Below are 18,528 nucleotides of genomic sequence, written 5' to 3' on the forward strand. Positions count from 1 at the left end.
GGAAAAGGGCATAGAAATTGTTAATATTGTCTGCAAAGTTAAAACAATAAAACGTATCAAAAAATTCGGGAAAATATTGAAGAGGGTTTTACTTACCCTTATTTCGCTATTTGTACTACTGGTGATCTTATTTTCCATTCCTGCAGTTCAAACTTTTTTTGGTAGAAAAATCACAACGTATCTTAATAAAGAATATGGCGTAGATATAAACATAGGTCGCGTAGGACTTACATATTCGGGAGATGTTAATCTTAAAGAAATTTTTGTAAAAGATCATCATCAGGATACTTTGTTATATGCTAAAAGTATCGCTACTTCAATTCTGAATATTAGAGAAATTACTAAGGGTCAGCCGGAACTAGGAGATGTTGCTATAAATGATCTCACATTTAGAATGAAAATGTACAAGGATGAGAGTAGTGATAACTTAATGACGTTTATCAGAAAATTTAATACAGGTAAAACTTCTACATCGAATACAAAGTTTTTATTGACTACTGGAAATGTTACTATGGAGGATAGTAAGTTTAGTTATATAGATGAAAATCTAAACACCCCCAGAATTGTTGTACTAAGGGATATTACTTTAGAAGCAGAAAGCTTAAAAGTGGATGGAGAAGATTTCTATATTACAACCAATATGCTTTCATTCAAAGACCATAGAGGGCTGAATGTTTCTAATCTAAAAACTGGATTTTCGATTACACCTACCGAAATGAAATTTCGTGAGTTGTTAATAGAAACTGTCGATTCTAAAATCGAAGGAGAAATTGTGTTTTCGTATGAAAGGGGAGGGCTCGTAGATTTTGAGAATAGTGTCAATATTGATGCTGATTTTACAAAAGCGACTATTTCTACGAATGATTTAATACCTTTTTATAAAGAATTTGGTAACGACGAAGATCTGATTATTAAAAATACGAACGTAAAAGGTACGCTTAATGATTTTAAAGTACTAAACTCAAACATTACAGGATTAGATCGGTCTATAATTCAAGGAGATATTAGAATACGAAATGCAGTAACAAATGCATCAAAATTTCGATTAGATGGTGATTTAAAGAACTTAACGACTAACTATTATGACCTTGTTAATTTATTACCAGGAATTTTAGGAGAGTCTTTGCCAAAACAACTATATCAATTAGGAAGTGTAAAAGGTGTAGGTACTACGATTGTAACTATTAAGGATGTCGATGTAGACATGAATTTCTATTCTCAATTAGGAAAGATCAATGCGTTTGTTTTACTAGGAAATCTTGATAATGTAAAAGAAGCAACTTACAATGGGAATGTGATTTCTAATAATTTTAATATAGGACAATTATTAGGTAAATCAAGATTAGGAAATGCGGCTTTCGATATTCATGTTGATGGAAGTGGGTTTACTTTGAAAAATCTTGATACGAAATTAGAAGGAGATATAAGAAAGTTAGAATTTAATGGATATTCTTACACTAACTTAAATGTATTCGGGAATCTAAAAGATCCGGTTTTTGATGGGAAACTAATTTCTGATGACCCCAATGTAAAATTCACTTTCAACGGAGTAGCTGATTTATCAAAGGAAATCAATAATTATGATTTTACAGCAAATGTGGATCATATTGATTTAAAACAGCTAAATATTTTTACCAGAGATAGTATGTCTATCTTTAATGGTGACGTAATGATGAAAATGAAAGGAACCGGAATTAATGACGCTTTTGGTACAATTTCTTTCGAAAAAACATTATACAAAAACCCAAATGCAAGTTATTACTTTGACGATTTTGAGATCACTTCTAGTTTTGACAATCAGAACGTAAGAACTATAACTGTGAATAGTCCCGACATTATTGATGGGAGTGTTAAAGGAGTTTTTAGATTCGAGAATGTATATGATTTGTTTCGTAATTCTATAGGTAGTTTATATGCAAATTTTGAACCTACCGAGATCACTGATAATGAATTCATGGAATTTAATTTCAAAATTTATAATAAAATTGTGGATGTATTTTTTCCAGAAATTGAATTCGCACCTAATACATTTATCAAAGGTAAAGTAGAAAGTAACGATTCTGAATTTAAGTTAACTTTCAAGTCTCCGTCGATTAAGGCATTTGATAACTTAATGAAAGAAGTAGATATACAAGTTGATAATAAGAACCCCTTATTTAATACTTATGTAGCTATTGATAGTATCGATACGAAGTATTATGATGTATCCGAATTTAGTTTGATTAATGTGACGTTAAAAGATACGTTATTTATGCGATCAGAGTTTAAAGGAGGCAAGAATAATGTGGATGATTACAACTTGGAGTTTTATCATACGATTAATGAAGATAATAATTCTGTTCTAGGATTTAAAAAATCTGACTTTACTTTTAAAGGATATACCTGGTATGCAAATCCCAATAGAAGTAAAAATAGTAATAAAATAGTTTTTGATAATAATTTTCAAAATATTGATATTCGATCCATCCTTCTAAGGCACGAAGAAGAACAAATAAGTGTTTCTGGTGTTATGGAAGGTAAAAGTAATAAAGATATCAAAGCAACCTTCGAGGATGTAGATTTAAACAAAATTACACCCTATATAGAGAACCTAAAATTATCAGGGATAGTAGATGGAGATTTAACGATACTTCAGGACAAGGGAGTCTATTTTCCAAGTTCCACAGTAATTATTAATGATTTGGCTGTAAATGATTCAGATTTAGGTGAGCTTAGGGTGAATGTTTCTGGTAATGAGTCGCTTACTCAATACAATGTAAATACCAGGTTGGTGAATAAGAACGATCAAAAAATACTTTCTGCAATAGGATCCATTGATGTTTCTAATAATAATCCAGATATGAATATAGATGTAAGTTTGGATCAGTTAGATATGTCTGGATTTAGTGCTTTGGGTGGAATTGTGATATCAGACCTTAGAGGATTGGTAACAGGTAATGCAAAGGTGACTGGGAATTACGTAAATCCTTCTATCGATGGAGTTTTAAAATTAAATCAAGCGGGGTTAAAAATTCCATACCTAAACGTGGACCTTGATTTTGATAACGATTCCAGAATTATCTTAAACGAACAGCGTTTTAACTTTGATGATATAGATATTACAGATACAAAATATGATACCAGAGGAATTTTAGGAGGATTCATCGGACATCAGCGCTTTTCTAAATGGGAATTGGGACTCAAGCTAACTGCTAATGAAAGATTATTGGTATTGGATACAGAAGAGGATGAAGAGTCCTTGTATTATGGAACAGGTTTCATTAGTGGAGATGCAACAATTGAAGGACCTACGGACGGTTTAGTTATTAATGTGAATGCCACGACAGAAAAAGGAACTGTTTTTAAAATCCCATTAAATGAATCCGAATCGATTGGTGATAACTCCTATATCCATTTTTTAACCCTAGAAGAAAAGAAAGCACGTTTAGAAGGTAAAGAAATCATACTAAAAGAAATCAAAGGGTTAGAACTTAATTTTGATCTCGATGTAAATGATAACGCTTTGGTAGAAGTAGTTGTAGATAAAAAAACAGGTAGTTCTTTAAAAGGGCGTGGTGCAGGTACATTGCTTATTGAGATAAATACGAACGGTAAGTTTAATATGTGGGGGGATTTTGTAGCATATGAAGGAAGTTATAATTTTAGATATGGCGCATTAGTTGGTAAAGATTTTACAGTAAGATCAGGAGGGAGTATCAACTGGGATGGTAGTCCAACTAGAGCGAAACTTAATTTAAGTGCCGTATATAAAACCGAAGCGAATCCTGCAGTATTATTAGAGAATGCTACGGTCAATCGAAAAATTCCAGTAGAAGTAGTAGTTGATTTAAATGGAGAATTAATACAACCTGATCTTAACTTCAATATAGAATTACCAAATCTAAGCTCTGTTGCTAAGAGTGAATTAGAATATCAATTAGAAGACCAAGCAACAAAAGAACTACAGGCCTTATCATTAGTTACCCAAGGGCAGTTTTATAGTGGAAATTTAGATCCGACTTTTATAACAGGAAATCTAGTGGAGCGTGCAGCAGGATTGGTAAATGGTATATTTTCTGGTGATGATGATAAGTTTAGAGTTGGTGTGAACTATGTTCAGGGAAATAGAAACATTGATCAAGAGGCTGCAGACCAATTTGGAGTTACGGTATCGACTCAGATCAATAATAAAATTCTTATTAATGGTAGAGTAGGAGTTCCTATAGGTGGCGTAAGTGAATCTGTAGTAACAGGTGATGTAGAAGTAGAATATTTGTTTAATGAAGAGGGAACATTGAAAGGAAAGATTTTTAATCGTCAGAATGAGATTCAGTTTATTGGAGAGTCTCAAGGATATAAACAAGGTTTGGGACTATCTTACTCGGTGGATTTCAATAATTTCAATGAACTTTGGCAAAAGGTTTTTAATTCTAAAAAGGAAAAAGATACTTTGGTTGTAAAAACTCAGGATACAACCAAAATAGACACGCCAGAATTCATTAATTTTACGGACAAGAATAAGTAATTTGATTAAATTTTACACGCAATAAATGGCTAGACAAATTAAAACTATCGGAGTAATGACATCTGGCGGGGATTCTCCTGGGATGAATGCCGCTATACGTGCAGTTGCTCGTTCCTGTTCATATTACAATGTAAAATGTATTGGTTTTTATCGGGGCTATCAAGGAATGATAGAAAATGATTACTGTGAGCTGAATGCTAGAAGTGTGCGTAATATAATAAGTGCAGGAGGGACAATCCTTAAATCAGCTCGATCTAAAGAGTTTATGACAGTAGAAGGAAGAAAAAAAGCAGCAGAAAATCTTAAAAAAAATGAAGTCGACGCCATGATATTAATTGGTGGAGATGGTACTTTTAGAGGTGGTGAAATATTTAGTAAAGAGCACGATATTCCTATTATAGGTGTTCCTGGAACCATTGATAATGATATTGCAGGTACTAATTTTACAATAGGGTATGATACTGCGCTTAATACTGTTGTAGAATCGATTGATAAGATTAGAGATACCGCTAGTTCCCATGATCGCTTGTTTTTTATAGAAGTGATGGGACGCGATGCTGGATTTATAGCGTTAAATAGTGGAGTAGGAGCTGGAGCAGAGGAAATACTAATTCCAGAAGAAGATCTTGGATTAGATAGGTTGTTAGAGTCTTTAAAACGAAGTAAACGTTCTGGTAAATCTTCGAGTATTGTAGTTGTTTGTGAAGGTGATAAAATTGGAAAGAATGTATATGAACTTGCAGATTATGTTACTGATAATTTACCTGATTATGATGTAAGAGTAACTGTTCTAGGGCATATGCAGCGGGGAGGTTCTCCTTCTTGTTTTGATAGGACATTGGCAAGTCGACTTTGTGTAAAGGCGGTAGAATTGTTGTTAGACGGAGAGGAGAATGTAATGGTTGGAGTACTTAACAATAAGATCGTAGCAACTAATTTTGATGAAGGATTAAAAGAAGATCATAGTATAAATAAAGAATTACTCCGTATTTCGGATATTCTTTCAGTATAGATATAATGATTACAATAGCAATTATAGCACACGATGGTAAGAAAGCAGAAATGGTTCAGTTTCTGAATGAGCATCAAGAAATCTTACAATCTAAGAATATATCACTTATTTCTACAGGAACGACTGGGGAGAAAGCAAAACGAGCTGGTTTTGATGTAGAAGCACTACTATCGGGCCCTCTAGGAGGAGATGCGCAAATTGCAGCAGGTGTTGCTGAAAAAAGAGTGGATATGGTTATTTTTTTTAGAGACCCATTAGCAAAACATCCTCACGAACCTGATATTTTTATGTTGATGAGGTTATGTGATGTTTATGATGTGCCCTTAGCGACTAATCCCGCAACTGCGCAATTGTTGCTCAAAGGGTTGTAAAAACTACTGAGATAAATTATGAATACACTGTTCCCTAATTTTCCATATCTCACTAAATGAAAAATTAAGCTTTTTCGATAGAATCCATTCATGGATGAAATCTTGATGGTATTTCACTTTATAGCTTCCTACCTGATTTGGTTGTATGTTTTTTTCCATCATAACATCATTTCTAATTCTTTCAAAATCCGATGAATTTGAGGTAGCATCAATTGTTACGTCCTTATATCTTAAATAACAATGTGCTTCTGGAATATATTTCAGATTATTACTTCGAAGTGCATTTCCTATTTTAGGAGTATTAGTAACATTCATTTTGTACACTCCGATAATGAGCTCAATATCATTCATTCCATTTAAATCGGCAATCGTTTTTAACAAAGCGTGTTTAGAGCTACAAGTTCCTTTGTTTTCCGTAATAACTAATGAATTATCAGTTCTATTGGAGTTTCTGCCATAAGGTATATTTTTTACATAGGTAATGAGTTCAGACCAAGAGGTGATTCCTTTTTCTGTAATTATTTTGGATAAACTATCTTCTGAACTAATTGTAAAGTCAAGCATGATTAAAAATAAAAAAACTCAAGTAAAATTTACTTGAGTTTTATAGTGTGTTTTTTTAAATGATAACTTATTTAACAGCAATCACAGAGATTTCTACATTTACAAATTTTGGTAAAGCAGCAACTGCTACCGTTTCTCTAGCTGGCGCAGTGTCTTCATCAAAATAGTTTCCGTATATTTCATTTACTTTTGAAAAATTATTCATATCACTCAAGAAAATAGTAGTTTTAATAACATTTTCGAAAGTCATGTTTACTTCGTCCAAAATTGCCTTAAGATTTTGCATCACTTGTTCAGCTTCCGTTTTTATATCATCCATAACTAGTTCACCAGTTTCTGGATTGATAGCAATTTGTCCAGAAGTGTATAGTGTATTTCCGTTAAGAATAGCTTGATTGTAAGGTCCTATTGGAGCTGGAGCTTTAGAAGTAGTTATAATTTTTTTCATGATGTGTAAAAAGTATTATTGTTTATTTGATTTTGTAAACTAATTATAAATTCTTCAGCCTCTCTTCCTAAGCCTTCTTTAGAGGTGTAGAGGTATTGAAGAGTAAAACTATATTACAGCTGTCTGTCTGGTTCTCGTCTTTTATCGTACTTAATATCGCTAAGAACTGAAGATTTGATTCCAATAAAAAAGTTCCAAGATGTTCGGTCACTAAAGGGTATCCAGTTAAAACTCATATTCCAGCTATCCAGATCTCTTTGGAATCTGAGGTTGGTATATGTAAATCCAGGATTTTTAAGGTCATATCCAGAGGATACACCCACAGACCATTTAGGAGCTAATTCTACATCACCTGAGAACATAATGGAATGAGAGGATATTTCGTTTTGTCGGGCATTATTGCTATAATTAACCGTATAGGATAAACGCAGAGACCAAGGGATTTTATAATTATAATTTTGAACATCCTTTTGTTCTCGATTGTTATCGTTTTGTCGATAGGTTTGCTCTTCTCTAAAATCTGTTCCTCCACCAAATAGGTTGTCTGGCCTACCACCATTTCTTAAGGTTTGGTTGCTTAAAGGATCATCATCGGATTTTCCTTTTTCAAAATCTTTACTAGAGAACGAGTATCCAAAATTAGCGCTAGCTCGTGTTAACCTAAATAAACTACCTCCATTATTAATGTTCCAAACATCAATTTTACGATTGTTATTGTCTAATGCATAGGGATCTAACTCCGCACTAAAGTTGATGTCTAATTTATTCTGAACGATAGGAATATTTCCAGTTATTGATAGAGGACTAATTTGAAGTGAGTCACCGGCAATATTATAGGCTGTTCGAAAATTTAAATTATTTAATAGCACCACTTTTTTTGGCTCAGTAGCAGTGGTATCCCTGCTTCTTACTTTTGCTTCTAAATTATTACTTAAAGAAAAACCTATACTACTCGAAAAAGTATTACTTGGTGCGCCAAAGAAGCCACCTTCAAAACGCGAATATTCAACCACTTCGGTTTCATCAATATCTGGCGTGCTCAGATTATCAGAGATAGTATATTCATCATAGAACTCATTAAAAGCTGGATTGATACTATAGCTTATGGCAGGTCTCATTGTATGACGAATAGCTTGTATTTTCTTGTCTTTTTTAAAGTTAAATGTACCATAAATAGTAGTTCCTAAACTAGTAGAGAAATTATAAGTTCTGTATGCATCAAAACCAGTAATAGTATCTCTTACTACTTCACCTACACCATCATTAGCATCTGGATCGTAACTTTGATCGATTGTTTCAAACACCCAATTCTCTTGAAAGCTAGTTCCCATAGTAGCACTTAAATATCGAAAGATCTTAAAATTGGTGCTAATAGGAATTGTGTGTTGCATTCCTATACTTGCTCCTTTAAACATATCAGCTGTAAAAAGCTCTTCATCCGTAGTCTGAATTCTATTTTCTCCTCTAAAGTTATATTGGGTATTGATATTTTGAATGATTCCTTTTTTAACGCCAACTTTTGGAGCAAAAGGAAATATTCGTGATACACTAGCATTTACATTAGGCAAAGAAAGATTAACTATTCCTGTTTGAGTATTAGAATTATGATTGGCGGCTAAATTAACATTTACTTGTGGATCTCCTTGAAACGTTTTAGCATAGGAAACAGAAGAAGTAAGCTGATTGTTTAAGAAATTACCAGTATTTAACTGATTTGTAGATTGCTGAAAAAAGTCACTACTTCCGAAGTTTACCGATGCAGAAAACCTGGAGTTAGGGTTTGATTTTGCATCCTGATTATGGGTCCACTGAATATTATATGTAGTAGTTCTTGCAAAATCAGGAAAACCTCGTTCACTAGTTAGATTATTTTCAAACCTAAACCTAAGATTACCTCTATATTTATAACGTACTGCATATGCAGATTCTGTTAAGAGCGTATAACTACCATTTGTATAGTAATCCCCCGTTATTGTTAAATCGGCAAAGTCACTTAGCGCAAAGTAGTACCCACCATTCTGGAGAAAATATCCTCTGTTATTTTCATCTCCATAACTAGGAATGATAAAGCCAGAAGTTCTGTCTTCCTCCAAAGGAAAATACCCAAAAGGTAGACCAAGAGGTGTAGGAACGTCTGCGATAAACATATTAACAAGTCCAGTTACAATCTTCTTTTTAGGTACTAGTTTTATTCGTCTGGCATAAAAGTAATAATCTGCGTTATCTACATCCTCTGCAGTAGTGAATTTTACATTACTCATATATATTACAGAGTCATTTACTCTTTTAGACACTTCTCCTTTAACGTTCATTTCACCTTGTTTGGTTCGAGAATTGTAAATAAGAGCTTTTTCTGTGTCAAAATTAAAACGAATAGAATCCGGTTCTACTATATTCTGAGCTTGTTTAAAAACAGGAGTCTGAGAATAGTCACCAACAGAATCCTTAATACCGTAGGCATATACTTCATTCTTAGCATTATCAACGATGATAAGTCCTGCGTTAATCTGCATTTCGCCATATATAATTTCGGCTTCATTATAGAGATACATTTTGTTTTCTCTACGACTAAGTCTCATATAATCAGTAGATTTATATTTTACTTTATCCGTCAATAATTGTGGTGGTTCTACAATGGTATCTTTCTTGGTGGTGTCTTGATCTTTCTCATTCTCCAGTATTTCTGATTTTGGATCTACAGTGTTCTTAGGTATAGAAAGAGTATCCTTTTGAACCGGAACTGGTTTCTTAGTGGTTTTATCAAACTCTTGTGCAGTTGTATAACAAATACAAAATAGTGAAAAACTTAGTGAATAAAGTATGTTACGTACCGTTGTTTGCAATGGTTTAAATCCTATTTTTGTAAAACTATGGCTTAGTTTTTGAAGTGCCAAAATTACATATATTTTTTATGTAGAGATTGTAATTGGTGAAAAAATAAATATTTATATCAAATACAGGGCTCTAACGTTATTATAAATAAAACTTGTATTGTAATTTCTAAGATCATAACCTTATGATTTTAGAATTATTATACTAAATACGGAAACAATTAGGTAATGTTTCAAGCTAAGTGATAATTTTGTGTAAATATGAAAAAGAAAATAATATATAGCTCCTTGTCGATTGTATTGATTTTTATACTATCTGCATTTTCTGTATCAGTAGCGGAGGATAATAGTAAGGATAAGTTTGTGGTGGTTTTAGATGCTGGACATGGTGGACATGACCCTGGAAATAGAGGTAATGGTTATAAAGAAAAGGATATTTCACTTAAAGTAGTGTTAGCAGTTGGAGCAGCTTTAGAAAAAGATGATAGATTTAAGGTGGTTTATACGAGGAAGACCGATGAATTTATCGAATTACACGAAAGAGGAAAAATAGCAAATAAAGCGAAAGCTGATTTGTTTGTATCTGTACATTGTAATTCTCATCATTCTCAAGCGTATGGAACGGAGACGTTTGTACTTGGTTTACATGCTAACGATGAAAACTTTAATGTAGCAAAAAATGAAAACTCTGTTATCTTAATGGAAGATAATTACGAGGCAAACTATGATGGGTTTGACCCGAATTCTCCAGAATCTATTATTGGATTAACATTAATGCAAGAAGAATATCTTGATCAAAGTCTTACGTTAGCAAGTTTTGTGCAGAATCGATTCAATAGAACATTAAAAAGAAAAAGTAGAGGAGTAAAACAAGCTGGTTTTGTTGTATTACATCAAACATATATGCCAAGCGTACTTATAGAATTAGGATTTCTTACGAATAATAAAGAAGGTAAATATCTTAATTCTAAAAAAGGCCAGGAAGAAATGGCTAAATCCATAATCAAATCAATTGTAGATTATAAAGAGAGTCTGGATGCAGCATATTATGTTCCAGAACCTGAAATCCCAGAAACGGTTAATAATGATTCTATCACGCGAATAGTGGGAGAACAGTTGTATGAGAATATAACTTTTAAGGTCCAAATTGCAGCGGGTTCTAATGACATTGAGCTCGATCCGAAAAACTTTAACGGATTGGATCAATTATCTAAAGTTCAGTTTGGTGAATTGCATAAGTATTATTTCGGAAATACCTCTAATTATAATTTAATCAAGGAGTTAAAAACAGTAGCTGTCGATAAAGGGTATACCTCTTGTTTTGTGGTAGCATTTAAGGATAATCAGTTAATTCCACTTACAGAAGCGTTAAAAACTGATACTTCTTCGAATTAATCTAAATAAATACTGATAATTCGTTCGTTAATAATCTTTAGAAGTATTTTTTTTATTCTAAATTTGTGTCCTAAACATATGCTATTTTGAAATTTACTCGCGAAGTTAAAACAGGAATTTTAGCACTGTCTGCTATAGCACTTTTGATTTTTGGTTATAGTTTTTTAAAAGGTAAAAACCTTTTGAATGATGATAGGACTTTTTATGCTATATATGATAATGTAGAAGGTTTAATACCTTCTTCCGCTGTTACCATAAATGGCTTAGTAGTTGGTAAAGTGATCTCTATCGGTTTTGCTGACACTAAAGGGAAACTATTGGTCAAGTTCAATGTTAATAGTAATTTTTCTTTTTCTAAAAATAGCTTAGCAAAGGTGTACGGAGGAGGTTTGATTGGAGGTAAAAGCCTTGCCATAGAACCTATTTATGAACAAGGATTAGAAGCAAAAGATCAAGATACGCTTCCGGGAAAAGTAGAAGCGGGCCTTTTGGAATTGGTAAATGAACAGTTAACACCGCTTCAGCTGAAATTAGAATCAGCAATAAAAGACGCGGATACGTTATTAACTTCAGTAAATGAAATTTTATCTCTTGATAATAAAAATAATCTGAACTCTATATTTAAAGACTTAAGTATTACCGTTAGAAACTTTAAGGGAGCCTCTGGAGCGTTGAACAATATTTTGTCAGGTAATGAGGGGAAACTAAACAGTACGCTTGCTAACCTCGATGAAATGTCAACGAATCTTAACCAATTCTCGGATTCCCTATCCAAGGTTAACATAGGTAAGCTGGTTAATGATTTAGACAGTGTTTTGGCTAATTTCGAAAAAATCTCTAAAGATCTAGAAGTTGGAAATGGAACTGCAGGTAAGCTACTCAAGGATGATAAATTATATGGTAATTTAGAAAAAGCCAGCAAAGAACTAGAATTATTACTACAGGATCTTCGATTGAACCCCACACGATATGTGAATGTCTCTGTCTTTGGGAAAAAGAATAAACCTTACGTAAAACCTACAGATTCAATAAATTAACTACTACCAAACTATGCAATATATTCCTAATATCATATTTATAATTGCTTTAATAGCAGGAATTGGATATTTCACCAAGAACATCCGTAAAGTCATTCGGAATATTCGATTGGGTAAAGATGTAGATCGAACTGATAACAAAAAAGAGCGCTTCAATAATATGGCACGTATTGCTCTTGGCCAATCTAAGATGGTAAGAAGACCTATTTCGGGGATATTACATGTTGTAGTCTATTTAGGATTTATTATTATTAATATAGAAGTGCTAGAGATTATTATAGATGGTATTTTAGGGACACATAGAATATTTGCTTTTTTAGGAGGTTTTTATGATTTCCTAATTGGTTCTTTTGAAATTTTAGCGCTTTTAGTATTAGTGAGTGTATTTATATTCTGGATAAGAAGAAATGTTATTAATATTAAGCGTTTTAAGACTTTAAAAGGTTGGCCTAAGAATGATGGTAATATTATTCTGTATTTTGAGGTCGTATTAATGACGCTGTTTCTTACCATGAATGCTGCGGATTTCCAATTACAAAGTTTAGGGGCAGAGCATTACATAAAAGCTGGAGCCTATCCAGTAAGTCAATATATAACACCATTATTTAACGGAATATCAGAAGCAAGCTTGATTCTTGTTGAAAGAGCCGCTTGGTGGATGCATATTATAGGAATTTTAATATTTCTAAACTATTTATATTTCTCTAAACATTTACATATCCTTTTAGCATTTCCTAATACATATTATGGGGATCTAAAGCCTAAAGGACAAATGGATAACCTAGAAGCGGTTACCAAGGAGGTGATGCTTATGATGGATCCTAATGCAGATCCGTTTGCGGCTCCTGCGGAGGGTGAAACCGAAACTGAACCAGAAAAATTTGGTGCTTCTGATGTAACAGATCTAAACTGGGTACAATTACTTAATTCATATACTTGTACAGAGTGTGGACGTTGTACTAGCGAATGTCCCGCAAACCAGACAGGTAAGAAGCTTTCGCCTCGTAAAATAATGATGGACACCAGAGATCGTCTTCAGGAAGTAGGAGATAATATTGATAAGAATGGTAGTTTTGTTGATGATGGTAAGCAATTGTTAAACGATTATATTACCACAGAAGAATTATGGGCTTGTACAAGTTGTAATGCTTGTGTAGAAGCATGCCCGGTGAGTATTAGTCCATTATCAATTATTTTAGATATGAGAAGATATTTGGTAATGGAACAAAGTGCAGCACCGACAGACCTTAATAATATGATGTCTAATATAGAAAATAATGGAGCTCCTTGGCCATTTAACCAAATGGATAGATTAAACTGGAGTCAGGAATAAAAAATTATAATATTATTAACCATAACTATTAACCATAAACTTTAAAAATTTAAGAGAATTTAGAAATTATGAAGAAGGAAGAAGTAGAGAAACTATTGCACGATAAGATAGAAGCAGGAGAGCATATCAGTCCTGTTTTACCAGAAGGGATTAAAAACTATCTTATTGATATTGATGGAACAATTACAGAAGATGTTCCTAATGAAGAGCCAGAGAGAATGGCTACTTGTGCGCCATTCCCGGATGCATTAATTACATTAAACAAATGGCATGAAGAAGGACATATTATATGTTTTTTTACATCTAGAACAGAAGATCATAGAGAAGTTACAGAGACTTGGTTAAATAAGCATGGATTTAAGTATCATAGTCTTTTAATGGGTAAACCAAGAGGAGGAAACTATCATTGGATTGATAATCACTTGGTAAAAGCTACTCGTTATACTGGGAAATTTACAGAACTGGTAGAGAGAGTAGTAACCATCGAAGTTTTTGACGACGGAAAACACGATTAAATATGAATTTTTGTTTTGAATAATTTTTCAAACGGAAATCATAATATATAAATAGTAAATACATATGAGTGAAACAGTAAAGGTGCCAACAATGGCAGAGTATATGGCTGAAGGAAAAAAACCAGAAGTTTTATTTTGGGTAGGCTGTGCTGGTAGTTTTGATGACAGAGCCAAGAAAATTACTAAGGCTTTTGTAAAATTACTTCATAGTGCCAATGTAGACTTTGCTGTATTAGGTACGGAGGAAAGTTGTACTGGTGATCCTGCTAAAAGATCAGGTAATGAATTCTTGTTCCAGATGCAGGCAGTTACTAATATTGAAGTAATGAACGCTTATGAAATAAAGAAAGTAGTTACGGCTTGTCCTCATTGTTTCAATACATTAAAAAATGAATATCCTGTATTAGGAGGAGATTATGAAGTAATGCATCATACACAATTTCTTAAGTCTTTGTTAGATGAAGGAAGATTAACTGTACAAGGCGGAAAGTTTAAAGGAAAACGTATTACTTTTCACGATCCTTGTTACTTAGGAAGAGCAAATAATGTATATGAGGCGCCTAGAGATCTACTTAGAAAATTGGAAGTGGAGCTTATAGAGATGAAGCGTTGCAAGCGTAATGGGTTATGCTGTGGAGCTGGAGGAGCACAAATGTTCAAGGAACCAGAACCAGGTAATAAGGATGTTAATATCGAAAGAACTGAAGATGCTCTGGAAACAAAACCTGATATTATTGCAGCTGGTTGTCCTTTTTGTAATACTATGATGACTGATGGTGTTAAAAATAAAGAGAAAGAAGATAGTATTGATGTAATGGATGTGGCAGAATTAATTGCAAATGCTCAAGATTTATAAAAGTATTTTTTAATAAATGAAATGCAATAATTAAAGAGTTGATATGTTTGTTCATATTAACTCTTTTTTGTTGCAACAATTAGAAATAGTTTTTGTTATTTTAGAGAATAAAAAGAAAGCGGATGTTAGTAGATTTTAATGAGCTGCCTGATACTTCGAGAATTTGGATATATCAGGCCAATAGATCCTTTACTTCGGAGGAGTTAGAAGAGATAAAAAAAAGGTTAGATACTTTTATAACACAATGGACTGCACACGGTGCAGATCTTAAGGCAGGATATGATATAAAATATAAAAGGTTTATTAGCATTGCTCTAGATCAAGATGCGAATGCAGCTACCGGGTGTTCTATAGATGCTTCTGTACATTTCATCCAGAAATTAGAAAGCGATTATAATGTCGACTTGATGGATAAAATGAATGTTTCTTATAAGCAAGGGGAGTTTGTAGCATATAAATCGCTTACGGATTTTAGAAAAATGGCAAAAAACCGATCTGTATCTCCTAATACTATTGTGTTTAATAATCTGGTAACTAATATAGCCGAATATAAGACAGATTGGGAAGTCCCTGCTAAAGAAAGTTGGCATAACCGTTTTTTAAATTAGTTTTTTTTGTGCGATATACTTTTAGAAAATACTTTTCCTGTATAATTTTTATTTTCACCTTATCAGTTTATTCCCAGCAGTCTGATGTTTTAAAGATAGAAGATTCGATTAATGGAGGTCAATCTGATTCTCTTACTATTGAATTAAAAATTGATATAGCTTCATTAAGCCCTCTTATTGTTAAAGATGAATATGCTGCCCAAAGATTGTGGGTAGATAGTATTTATAATAGAATGACACTAAAGGAAAAAATTGGACAGCTATTCATGGTTGATGTTTTTTCTTTAAAACCAAAGAAAGAGACGGACAAAATAAAAAAGCTGATAGAAGAATTTCATATTGGTGGAATTATTTTCTCAAAAGGAGGGCCGCAGCGTCAGGCTAAACTAAATAATGAGTACCAAGAACTTTCTAAAGTACCTTTGCTTATTGGAATGGATGCAGAATGGGGATTAGCTATGCGACTGGATTCTACCAAAGCTTTTCCATGGAATATGACTTTAGGGGCCATACAGAATAATGATTTAATAGAAGAGACGGGTCGACAAATAGCTAAACACTGTAAACGATTAGGTGTTCATATTAATTTTGCACCCGTTGTTGACATGAATACAAATCCAAAAAACCCAATTATAGGGAATCGTTCTTTTGGTGAAGACAAAGATAATGTTACAGAAAAGGCATTAGCTTTTATGAAAGGAATGCAAAAAGAAGGTGTTCTGGCAAGTGCAAAACATTTTCCTGGTCACGGAGATACGGATAGTGACTCTCATAAAACATTACCAACTATTAATTTTGATCAAAAAAGAATAGATAGTATAGAACTATATCCATATCGTAAACTAATTGCTGACGGATTGTCCAGTGTGATGGTCGCACATCTTAATATTCCCAGTTTAGAACCCCGATCAGGATATCCATCTTCAATTTCTGAGAACGTAGTTACTAATATTTTGCAAGACAGTCTTGGTTTCGAAGGGCTGATTATTACAGATGCATTGAATATGAAAGGAGCTTCTGATTTTAAAGCCCCTGGCGATATTGATCTTGCAGCTTTGAAGGCAGGAAATGATATTCTTTTAATATCAGAAGATGTTCCACTAGCTTCTCAGAAAATTGTATCCGCCTACTATGCAGGTGAAATTACGGAGGAACGCTTATCGCACTCCGTTAAAAAAATACTGCTAGCAAAATATAAGGCAGGACTTCATGAATATAAACCTGTAAAAACTGAGTACCTTAACGAAGAGCTTAATAGCATTGCCAATGAGGTTTTGCATCATAAACTGGTAGAGAATTCTTTAACTTTAGTCAAAAATGATAGAGCAATATTACCGGTCAAGAATTTAGATCTTAAAAAAGTAGCATATGTTTCTTTAGGAGATGATTCTGGAGAAGTCTTTTTAGAAGCGCTGAATAAGTATACTAAAGTAGATTGGGTAAAAGGTAATCAGCTGTCTGATATATTAGATCAGTTGCGAAACTATAATTATGTCATTGTTGGTCTACACAAATCAAACGATAATCCTTGGAAAGACTATAAATTAAAGGATAAAGAATTGGTATGGTTATATGAAATAGCAAGACTAAATAATACGGTGCTAAGTATTTTTTCTCGTCCTTACGCAATGTTAGATCTTCAAACGACCACAAACTTTGAAGGTATTTTAATGGCGTATCAAAATAGTGCTGTTGCCCAACAAAAAGCGGCTCAATTGCTTTTTGGAGCTATAGAAGCAAAAGGAAAACTTCCGGTAAGTCTTGGCGTAGATTTTCCTTTAGGAACAGGGTTTGAAACAAGATCTTTAAAACGCCTTACGTATGGTATACCCGAAACAGTTGGTATGAACTCTCATAAGTTAGCGCGTATAGATTCAATAGTGGATATTGCATTAAAAGAAAAAATGACGCCTGGTTTACAACTAATGGTCGCGAGAAAAGGTAAAGTGATTTTCAATAAAAATTATGGATACCATACCTATTCGAAATCCCGAAAAGTTAAAAGCTCAGATATTTATGACTTAGCATCTTTAACGAAGATTCTTTCTTCATTACCATTAACAATGGAATTAAAAGATAAAGGTATTTTGTCTTTAGATACTAGAGTAGGAGAGATGCTACCTTCGTTTAGTGATTCTAATAAAAAAGATATTACAGTAAGATCCATGTTGTCGCATTATGCGCGATTAAGGGCTTGGATTCCTTTTTATTTAAAAACACTTGATTCTGTTACTACACTACCTGATAAGAAATACTATAGAAATAAACCTTCTGATGATTTTAATATCAAAGTGACGGGTAACTTGTATTTAAGAAGTGATATGAAGGATTCTCTAATGCTGAGAATAAGAGATAGTGAATTAAGAAATAGGCTTAGTTATAAATACAGTGACCTTCCGTATTACTTAATGAAATCCTTTATCGAAGAACATTATGGAAATAATTTAGACGCTTTGACTCAACAACATTTTTATCGTGCTATGGGAGCCAGTAATATGGGGTATTTACCTTTAAATAGGTTTGATAAAAAACAAATCGTTCCTACCGAAAATGATCAAGCATACAGAAAAGAGATTATTCATGGGTATGTTCACGATCAGGGAGCAGCTATGTTTGGTGGTATTGGAGGTCATGCAGGATTATTTGCGAATGCTAATGATGTTACGAAGATGATGCAAATGTATCTTAATAAAGGGTATTATGGCGGAAAGCAGTTTATCAGTAGTGCTACTATTGCAGAGTTTAATACCTGTACATATTGCGATAAAAGAGTAAGAAGAGGTGTGGGTTTTGATAAACCTCAGTTAGGTGATGTTGGACCTACCTGCGGTTGTATATCAATGAATAGTTACGGGCATAGTGGTTTTACCGGGACGTTTACCTGGGCAGATCCTGATGAAGAAATAATCTACGTATTTCTAAGTAATCGGACATTTCCTGATTCTGCGAATCGAAAATTGATCTCCAATGATATTCGATCAGAGATTCAGAGATTGATATATGAAGCAATAAATTATTAAGAACATCTATTGTATTGTAGGTTATAGTCTAAAA

Annotated in this window: 13 protein-coding genes; 10 read left to right on the forward strand and 3 right to left on the reverse strand. The window is 33.2% G+C overall.

What is annotated here, in order from left to right; genetic code table 11:
- Positions 1–76: 76 nt before the first annotated feature.
- Genes D1818_RS25005 through D1818_RS25015 form a run of 3 tightly spaced genes read left to right on the forward strand, consistent with a single transcriptional unit; the run spans position 77 to position 5,887 of the window.
- On the forward strand, positions 77–4,504 hold the full coding sequence (locus tag D1818_RS25005) for a translocation/assembly module TamB domain-containing protein (RefSeq protein WP_233558548.1): 4,428 nt from the start codon (positions 77–79) through the stop codon (positions 4,502–4,504).
- Between the two features lie 25 nt (positions 4,505–4,529).
- The gene (gene pfkA / locus D1818_RS25010) at positions 4,530–5,516 is read left to right on the forward strand and encodes a 6-phosphofructokinase (protein WP_118463277.1); all 987 of its coding nucleotides are present in this window, start codon (positions 4,530–4,532) and stop codon (positions 5,514–5,516) included.
- Between the two features lie 8 nt (positions 5,517–5,524).
- Complete coding sequence (locus D1818_RS25015) at positions 5,525–5,887, forward strand: methylglyoxal synthase (protein WP_108803185.1); 363 nt, start codon at positions 5,525–5,527, stop codon at positions 5,885–5,887.
- 3 nt (positions 5,888–5,890) lie between these two features.
- On the opposite strand, the gene D1818_RS25020 is transcribed toward D1818_RS25015, so the two are convergent.
- From D1818_RS25020 to D1818_RS25030, 3 genes are all read right to left on the reverse strand, one after another.
- Entirely contained in the window at positions 5,891–6,451 is a 561-nt protein-coding gene (locus tag D1818_RS25020) for a hypothetical protein (protein WP_233558549.1), read from the reverse strand.
- Positions 6,452–6,518: 67 nt separating this feature from the next.
- The gene (locus D1818_RS25025; RefSeq protein WP_118463280.1) at positions 6,519–6,899 is read right to left on the reverse strand and encodes a RidA family protein; all 381 of its coding nucleotides are present in this window, start codon (positions 6,897–6,899) and stop codon (positions 6,519–6,521) included.
- 113 nt (positions 6,900–7,012) lie between these two features.
- A complete protein-coding gene (locus D1818_RS25030) occupies positions 7,013–9,793 on the reverse strand; it encodes a putative LPS assembly protein LptD (protein WP_118463283.1) in 2,781 nt (926 codons plus the stop codon).
- A 198-nt stretch (positions 9,794–9,991) separates the two neighbouring features.
- Here D1818_RS25030 and D1818_RS25035 point away from each other — a divergent pair, with 198 nt between their 5' ends.
- The 7 genes from D1818_RS25035 to D1818_RS25065 all read left to right on the forward strand — a co-directional run bounded on the left by D1818_RS25035 (position 9,992) and on the right by D1818_RS25065 (position 18,494).
- On the forward strand, positions 9,992–11,125 hold the full coding sequence (locus D1818_RS25035) for an N-acetylmuramoyl-L-alanine amidase (protein WP_118463286.1): 1,134 nt from the start codon (positions 9,992–9,994) through the stop codon (positions 11,123–11,125).
- An 86-nt stretch (positions 11,126–11,211) separates the two neighbouring features.
- A complete protein-coding gene (locus tag D1818_RS25040) occupies positions 11,212–12,162 on the forward strand; it encodes an MlaD family protein (protein ID WP_118463289.1) in 951 nt (316 codons plus the stop codon).
- A gap of 13 nt (positions 12,163–12,175) precedes the next feature.
- Complete coding sequence (locus tag D1818_RS25045; RefSeq protein ID WP_118463292.1) at positions 12,176–13,495, forward strand: (Fe-S)-binding protein; 1,320 nt, start codon at positions 12,176–12,178, stop codon at positions 13,493–13,495.
- A 68-nt stretch (positions 13,496–13,563) separates the two neighbouring features.
- Complete coding sequence (locus tag D1818_RS25050; protein WP_118463295.1) at positions 13,564–14,010, forward strand: phosphoheptose isomerase; 447 nt, start codon at positions 13,564–13,566, stop codon at positions 14,008–14,010.
- A 64-nt stretch (positions 14,011–14,074) separates the two neighbouring features.
- Positions 14,075–14,866 (forward strand): (Fe-S)-binding protein, encoded by a 792-nt coding sequence (locus D1818_RS25055; RefSeq protein WP_118463298.1) that lies wholly within the window; start codon positions 14,075–14,077, stop codon positions 14,864–14,866.
- A gap of 122 nt (positions 14,867–14,988) precedes the next feature.
- On the forward strand, positions 14,989–15,474 hold the full coding sequence (locus tag D1818_RS25060) for an ABC transporter ATPase (protein WP_118463301.1): 486 nt from the start codon (positions 14,989–14,991) through the stop codon (positions 15,472–15,474).
- A gap of 137 nt (positions 15,475–15,611) precedes the next feature.
- A complete protein-coding gene (locus D1818_RS25065; protein WP_233558551.1) occupies positions 15,612–18,494 on the forward strand; it encodes a glycoside hydrolase family 3 N-terminal domain-containing protein in 2,883 nt (960 codons plus the stop codon).
- The last annotated feature ends 34 nt before the right edge of the window (positions 18,495–18,528 follow it).

This window comes from Aquimarina sp. BL5 (assembly GCF_003443675.1).
GTDB lineage: Bacteria > Bacteroidota > Bacteroidia > Flavobacteriales > Flavobacteriaceae > Aquimarina.